Raw genomic sequence first — 6969 nt, 5'->3', positions numbered from 1 at the left:
CCTTTCGTCCGGCACGCCGAGAGCACGCACCGGACACCGCGGGCACCGCACAGGACTTTCGAAACACCCCCTAGGGCTGTCCCGGCTCCCGCCGGGTGCGGTGTCGGTGGCAGGCCCTAAGCTTCGGTTCATGCTGAAGGTGGGCCTGACCGGCGGCATCGGTGCCGGTAAGAGTGAGGTGTCGCGGCTGCTGGTCGCGTGCGGTGCCGTGCTGGTCGACGCGGACCGGATCGCGCGCGAGGTCGTGGCACCGGGGACGCCCGGGCTCGCCGCGGTCGTCGAGGCCTTCGGCGAGGACGTGCTCGCCGCGGACGGCGCCCTGGACCGGCCCAAGCTGGGCTCCATCGTCTTCGCCGACCCCGAGAAGCTCGCCGTCCTGAACTCGATCGTGCACCCCATGGTGGGCGCTCGCTCCCACGAGCTCGAGTCCGCTGCCGCCGAGGACGCCGTCGTCGTCCATGACGTCCCGCTCCTCGCGGAGAACGGCCTCGCCCCGCTGTACGACGTCGTGATCGTCGTCGACGCGAGCCCCGAGACCCAGCTCGACCGCCTCGTCAGACTGCGCGGGATGACGGAGGCGGACGCACGCGCGCGAATGGCCGCCCAGGCAACCCGCGAGAAGCGCCTGGAGATCGCCGACGTCGTCATCGACAACGACGTACCGCTGCCGGAGCTGGAGCGCCGCGTGAAGGACGTATGGGCCGATCTCCTGCGCAGAGCCCACGCGCGCGGGACGGCGCCTCAGCCGCCTCAGGAATAGTCGTCCCTGTTCGGGCGTTGAACCCCGCGAGTGAGGGAAGGACTTTGCCGTGCCCGAGACCAGCGGATCGACCGGACGTACTCCGGAGACGCATGTCATCGACTTCCGTGCCGCGGAGCAACTGCTCGCCGCACGGGACCCGCGGGGCGCGGTGAAGCTGCTCGACGCCGTGATCGCCGTACACCCGGAGAACACCGCCGCCCGGCTGCTGCGCGCCCGCGCCTTCTTCGCGGCCGCGCAACTGCGGCCCGCCGAGCTGGAGTTCACCATCGTCCTGGAGCGTGAGCCGGACAACGCGTTCGCGCACTTCGCGCTCGCCCGGACCTACGAGCGCCAGGCCCGGCCCGACCAGGCCAGGCGCCACTTCCGCCTGGCGGCCGCGCTGGACCCGAACCCGCGGTATCTGCGGGCGGCGCGCTTCGAGTCGTGAGCGCCGGATCGCCGGATCGCCGCTAACCGTGGCGGCCTTCTGGGGGCCGGTACGGCGGGATGTCGGGGCCCGGCTGGTAGTGCGGGCCCTGCCGGATGTGCCTGAGGATCATCGCCATGTCGACGGTGATCACCAGCCACAGCAGCCCGCAGGCGATCGCCCACCCGGGCCGTCCCGCGAGTGCGAAGGCGACGGTGCCGAAGACCGCCCAGACCAGCCCCCACACGGTCAGCCAGAAGCGCACCCGCAGAGCACTGCGCGCTGTCGTCGGTTCACTGCCCGTACGCATCGGAATCACTACTCCTCTGGGGAAAGTACCCTTCGTGGCGGACCTTCACCCAGCGGTCCGAACAGAAGGGAGCAGGCGTGCTTCCGGACGCCGATGAGCTGGCCGAGGTGCTGCTGGACCTCGCCGTACCGCACGATGACATCAACGAACTCGTACGGATGGGCCGACGGGTCACGGACGACCCGGAGCTGCTGAGACTGCTGGAGGCGTCGGTCGAGGAACTGGTCCGCGGCATGGGGGAGGCGGGCGGCGCGGTCGACCTGCTCGAACTCGACTGGGCGTCGGGCGCCCTGCAGCGGTGTTACCCCGTGTTCGTGTTCGTGGCGGCGTTGCCGCACACCCGCGCGTATCACCGCGAGCGCGGTATCCCGGCCGATGTCTCCCGGCGCACCCTCGCCGACCTGGGGCGGAACATGGCCGTGCACCGCAGGCGCCACGGCAGGACAGGGGTCCAGGCCCCGCGATGGCTCACCCACCACTTCCGGGGCGAGCTGTACCAGCTGGGCAGGCTCCAGTTCGAGCGGACGCGGCACGGGCAGCGGACGGGACAGGCACTTGCGGCGGCCGGACTGGACGCGGCCCCCGGCACGCCCTGTCTGAACCTTCACATTCCCGACTTCTTCGGCCCGCTGTCACCGGCCGCCTGCGACCGCTCGTTGGCGTTGGCCGGCGAGTTCTTCGCCCGGTACTTCCCCGACGAGAAGCACCGGGCCGCGCTCTGTCACTCCTGGCTGCTGGACCCGCAGCTGAAGCGGTATCTGCCGGCGGACTCCAACATCATCCGGTTCCAGGAGCGGTTCCGGGTCGCCCGCGAGGACACGGAACCGGCCGACACCGAGCCGATCCAGTTCGTGTTCGGTGACCCGGGCCTGGACGTGGAGGCGCTCCCGCGGCGAACCTCGGTGGAGCGGGCGGTCGGGGATCATCTGCGGGCCGGGGGCCACTGGTACATCGGGCACGGCTGGTTTCCGCTATAACTCGAACGGGTGAACCCATGTCGGGTGGGAACGGGCGTGCGGATGCGGGCCGTTGGACGGGCATGGAACTGAAAATGCGAACGGGACATCAGGGGACGGGACCGGGCCCCATCACCCCGGACGGTTGTGCGGTCGAGCTCTACTCGCGGCTGCCTGCGGGGGACGCCCCGGACGTCGTCAGCGCCGCCGTGCCGGCGGGTGCGCGCATCCTTGAACTGGGCAGCGGTGTGGGCCGCATGACCCATCCACTGCTGGAGCGGGGATTCACCGTCACGGCGGTCGACGAGTCCGCGGAGATGCTGGAGCGCGTCCGCGGGGCGCGCACGATACGCAGCACCATCGAGGACCTCGACCTCGGCGAGCGATTCGACGTCGTGATGCTCGCGTCGTTCCTCGTGCACGCCGGCGATCCCGAGGAGCGGCAGGCGCTGCTGCGCACCTGCGTGCGGCACGTCGCGAAGGACGGCTGCGTGCTCTTGCAGCGCGAGGGCGAGGACTACCACAGCAACGTGCCGCGCGAGCGAGTGGAGCCAAGTGGCTTCACCATCCGCATCGTGTCCTCGGAACCGGTCGGGGACGGCGTCAACTCGGTGCATGCGGAATACGAGTTCCCGGACGCGACATGGACCCAGACGTTCCTGGCCCGGCCACTGACGAAGGAGCAGTTCGAGGAGGCGCTGGCGGAGGCCGGTCTGGAGGTGGACAGCTATCTGACGGAGGACGGGGTCTGGGTACGCGCCGTTCCCGCGAAGTAGGTGCAGGGGGACAACTCGCCCGGCGGCGATGAGTTTTGGGGCGGGGGCCGGTCTACCTCTGTGAAAACACCACGGACCGCTTCACACAGGAGACCTCGATGTCCGAGACCACCGTCCCCGCCACCGCTGCCACCTCCGCCGCTGCCACCTCCGCCTCCGCCGCAGCGTCCCGCCCCGTCGTCGCCGAGTCCGCGACCGCCCGTGGCCGCCGCGCCCGGATCGCCCTGCGCGGCCTCCAGGTGTTCCTCGCCCTCTTCTACGTGATCGCCAGCGCGCTCCCCAAGCTGATCGCGCACCCCACGGCCGCCGAGGGCTTCGACGACATGGGATGGGGCAGCGCGGGGATGTACACCATCGGTGTCCTCGAACTGGCCGGAGGGATCGCGCTGTTGATCCCGGTCCTGCAGTCGGTGGCGGCCATGGCCCTGAGCGGGCTGATGGTGGGGGCGTTCGTCGTCACGCTCACATACTTCAACGGGGAGAACGCGGCGACACCGCTCATCCTCATCGTGCCGCTCACCCTCATCGCCTGGGCCCGGCGTGGCCACAACGAGCAGCTGCTGGCGCTGGTGCGGCGCCGGGCGTGAGGGAGTGCGTCGTGCCGCGCCGGTGACGGTGGTGGTGTCCGGGTCGGTTCTTCGCCCCGGGCGCCACCGCCGTCACCGGCCTGTCCGCGGTCAGTGCCCCTCCGGTGAGCCTCCTGGCATCCCGCGCAGGCGTTCCAGCTCGCGGCGGTCGCGCTTGGTCGGGCGGCCCGTGCCGCGGTCGCGGATGCCGGCGGGGGCGACGGCCTCGCGGGGCGGGGGCGGGGGGCTGTTGTCGACGTAACACTGGGCGGCCACGGGGGCGCCGACGCGCTTGCGGATCAGCCGCTTGACGACGACGATCCGCTCCCAGCCCTCCTGGCGTACGCGCACCTCGTCGCCGACGCGCAGGGAGTGCGCGGGCTTCACACGCTCGCCGTTCACCCGCACGTGCCCGCCCCGGCAGGCGGTGGCACCCATGGAACGCGTCTTGACCAGGCGGACCGACCAGATCCAGCTGTCGATGCGCACGGTCTCGCCGCTCTGCGGACCGGCCGCCTCGGCGGCGGCCACAGCGGCGGCGATCTTGGGGTCCGTCTCGTTGGAGTCAGTGTGCTGGGGGCCCGGGTCCTTGGGGTCCGTGTCCTGGGCGTGCGCGTCCATCGGGACGGACCCCGCGGGACCCTCGGTCCCGCCTGTCCCGCCCCTCCCGCCCGTCCTGATGTCGTCCGTGTGCTCGGCAGCCATGCCCCTGACTTTAGTGCCCCGTGCCGGGCGGGCCGGGTGGGTTTTCCGGCGGACCCGCGCCGAGGTGCACAGCCCGGGGCGGATGCCGGGCGCGGCGCTTCCGTACCGTGGAGAAATGGACACCAGCCCTCGTGCCGGTCTGGCCGCCCTCGATGCGCGGATCGAGGGCTGTCGGGCCTGTCCGCGGCTGGTCGACTGGCGCGAGGAGGTCGCCCGCACCAAGCGCGCCGCCTTCGCCGACTGGACGTACTGGGGCCGGCCGGTGCCCGGTTTCGGCCCGCCGGACGTCCGGCTGCTGATCATCGGCCTCGCCCCGGCCGCGCACGGCGGCAACCGCACCGGCCGGATGTTCACCGGCGACCGCTCCGGAGACGTCCTGTACGAGGCGCTGTACGACCTGGGGCTCGCCTCGCAGCCCACCTCGGTCTCGGCTGACGACGGCCTGGAACTGTACGGCGTCCGGGTCACCTCGCCGGTGCACTGCGCCCCGCCCGCCAACAAGCCCACCCCTGAGGAGCGGGACACCTGCCGGCCCTGGCTCGTCCAGGAGCTGAACCTGCTGCGGCCGACGCTGCGGGCCGTGGTCGTCCTCGGCGCCTTCGGCTGGCGGGCCGCGCTGCCGGCGTTCACGGAGGCGGGGTGGCACGTGCCCCGACCGCGCCCGCCCTTCGCCCACGGCACGCACGTGCCGCTCGACGGTCTGGAACTCTTCGGCTGCTTCCACGTCAGCCAGCGCAACACCTTCACCGGCCGGCTCACCCCCGTGATGCTGCGGGACGTGCTGCGCACGGCGGCGAAGTCGGCGGGGCTGCCGACACGTTCGTAGGACGGCTAGGGTCGTCCGATGGTCCTCCACCCTGAGACAGAACCGTACGACCACGGCATGCTCGATGTCGGTGACGGCAACCGCGTCTACTGGGAGACCTGCGGGAACCCGCGGGGCAAGCCCGCGCTGGTGCTGCACGGCGGGCCGGGGTCCGGCTGCACGCCGTACTTCCGGCGGCTGTTCGATCCGGCCGCGTACCGGATCGTCCTGCTCGACCAGCGCGGCTGCGGGCGTTCGACACCGCACGCGAGTGCGTACGACACCGACATGAGCGTCAATACGACCGCTCACCTCATCGCCGACCTGGAGCTGCTGCGGCGGCACCTCGGGATCGAGCGGTGGCTGGTGTGGGGTGTGTCGTTCGGGTCGGTGCTGGGGCTGCGGTACGCGCAGACGCATCCGGGGGCCGTGTCGGAGCTGGTGCTGACGGGGGTCGCGACCGGATCGAATGCCGAAGTCGCCTTGCTGACCCGGGGACTTGGCGAGATCTTCCCGGAGGCGTTCGAGAAGTTCCTGGCCGAACTGCCGGAGGGCGAGCGGTCCGGCAACCTTGCCGCCGCGTACAACCGGCTGATCGAGTCGCCCGATCCCGAGGTGCGGGCGAGGGCGGCGCGCGCCTGGACGGACTGGGAGACGGCGACGATTCCCGCGCCTCCGCGGTCGGTCGAGCGCTTCGAGGACCCGGTGTTCCGCATGGGCTTCGCCCGCACCGTCACGCACTACTTCGGGAACGACCACTTCCTGGGCGAGGGCAACGACGAGGGTGTCGTCCTGCGGGACGCGCCGTTGCTGAAGGACATCCCGGGCACCCTCGTTCAGGGCAGCCTCGACTTCGGCAACCTCCTCGGCATCGTCTGGCGGCTGCATCACGCCTGGCGGGGCAGCGAGTTGGTGATGGTGGACGACGTGGGCCACAACGCGGGTGCGCCGGGCGTGGCGGAGGCACTGGTGGCGGCGACGGACAGATACGCGGCCCGCTAGCGGAGTTCGGAGGTGTCGCCGAACAACTGCCGTACCGTCGAGCGGTAGTTGGTCCGCACGTGGGTGAGGGCGTGCGCCCGCGCCCGCTCCGGATCGCCGGAGGTGATCGCCTCGTACAGCTCGCGGTGTTCGACGAGGAGTTGTGGCCACTCCTCGTTCCTCCGGGTCATCCAGCGCAGGCGGCCGGCGACCGGTTCGAGGGCCTCTATCAGCAGGCTGTTGCCCGCCATCGCCACGATGCGGTCGTGGAGACGGCTGTTGATCTCGGTGATGGCCTCGGCGTCCCCCGCCTCGGTCGCGACGGCCGCGCGGTCCAGGAGCTCCTCGACCTCGGCCAGGTCCGCGGGTGTCGCCTTCGCGGCGGCGAGTCCGGCGGCGTAGACCTCCAGCGCCTCGCGCAGTTCGAACAGCTCCTTGACGTCGTTCGGGGTCAGTCGCCGTACGACCGTGCGGCGTGGCGTCTCGAAGTGGACGAATCCCTCGGCGACCAGTGCGCGGATCGCCTCCCGGACCGGCACCCGGGAGACCCCGAAGCGGTCGGCGAGCTCCCGCTCGACCAGTCGGTCGCCCGGGAGGAGGCGGCCCGCGATGATCTCCTGCCGCAGGGTGGCCAGGACGCGCTCGCGGACGGCGCCCAGGGGTTCGATCTTCGTCGTGGAGCTCATGGAGCCATCTTTGCC

General features: G+C 71.5%; 10 protein-coding genes. 7 read left to right on the top strand and 3 right to left on the bottom strand.

Going from position 1 to position 6969, the window contains the following annotated elements:
• Positions 1–130 precede the first annotated feature (130 nt).
• Positions 131–760, top strand: coding sequence for a dephospho-CoA kinase (coaE, locus tag AC5P09_RS45485; RefSeq protein WP_493879555.1), 630 nt, complete (start codon positions 131–133; stop codon positions 758–760).
• A 49-nt stretch (positions 761–809) separates the two neighbouring features.
• The gene (locus AC5P09_RS45480) at positions 810–1190 is read left to right on the top strand and encodes a tetratricopeptide repeat protein (protein WP_266441275.1); all 381 of its coding nucleotides are present in this window, start codon (positions 810–812) and stop codon (positions 1188–1190) included.
• A 22-nt stretch (positions 1191–1212) separates the two neighbouring features.
• On the opposite strand, the gene AC5P09_RS45475 is transcribed toward AC5P09_RS45480, so the two are convergent.
• Entirely contained in the window at positions 1213–1479 is a 267-nt protein-coding gene (locus AC5P09_RS45475; protein ID WP_493879554.1) for a DUF6343 family protein, read from the bottom strand.
• 77 nt (positions 1480–1556) lie between these two features.
• Between AC5P09_RS45475 and AC5P09_RS45470 the strand changes: the two genes are divergently transcribed.
• From AC5P09_RS45470 to AC5P09_RS45460, 3 genes are all read left to right on the top strand, one after another.
• Positions 1557–2456 carry an acyltransferase domain-containing protein gene (locus tag AC5P09_RS45470; RefSeq protein ID WP_493879553.1) on the top strand — a complete coding sequence of 300 codons (900 nt, stop codon included), beginning with the start codon at positions 1557–1559 and terminating at the stop codon, positions 2454–2456.
• Positions 2457–2530: 74 nt separating this feature from the next.
• Positions 2531–3211: a class I SAM-dependent methyltransferase gene (locus AC5P09_RS45465; protein ID WP_493879552.1), complete on the top strand. Its 681-nt coding sequence runs from the start codon at positions 2531–2533 to the stop codon at positions 3209–3211.
• Between the two features lie 98 nt (positions 3212–3309).
• Positions 3310–3798 carry a DoxX family protein gene (locus tag AC5P09_RS45460; protein ID WP_493879551.1) on the top strand — a complete coding sequence of 163 codons (489 nt, stop codon included), beginning with the start codon at positions 3310–3312 and terminating at the stop codon, positions 3796–3798.
• Positions 3799–3888: 90 nt separating this feature from the next.
• Here the strand turns inward: AC5P09_RS45460 and AC5P09_RS45455 are convergent, their stop codons facing one another.
• Entirely contained in the window at positions 3889–4482 is a 594-nt protein-coding gene (locus tag AC5P09_RS45455; protein WP_493879550.1) for an RNA-binding S4 domain-containing protein, read from the bottom strand.
• 115 nt (positions 4483–4597) lie between these two features.
• Here AC5P09_RS45455 and AC5P09_RS45450 point away from each other — a divergent pair, with 115 nt between their 5' ends.
• Positions 4598–5308 carry a uracil-DNA glycosylase gene (locus AC5P09_RS45450; protein WP_493879549.1) on the top strand — a complete coding sequence of 237 codons (711 nt, stop codon included), beginning with the start codon at positions 4598–4600 and terminating at the stop codon, positions 5306–5308.
• An 18-nt stretch (positions 5309–5326) separates the two neighbouring features.
• Entirely contained in the window at positions 5327–6289 is a 963-nt protein-coding gene (gene pip, locus AC5P09_RS45445) for a prolyl aminopeptidase (RefSeq protein WP_493879548.1), read from the top strand.
• Here pip and AC5P09_RS45440 read toward each other — a convergent pair.
• The gene (locus tag AC5P09_RS45440) at positions 6286–6954 is read right to left on the bottom strand and encodes a GntR family transcriptional regulator (RefSeq protein WP_493879547.1); all 669 of its coding nucleotides are present in this window, start codon (positions 6952–6954) and stop codon (positions 6286–6288) included. The two genes, pip and AC5P09_RS45440, sit on opposite strands and share 4 nt — an antisense overlap.
• Between the last annotated feature and the right edge of the window lie 15 nt (positions 6955–6969).

This window comes from Streptomyces sp. a15 (assembly GCF_059026085.1).
This window is presented reverse-complemented; position numbering and strand designations above follow the sequence as displayed.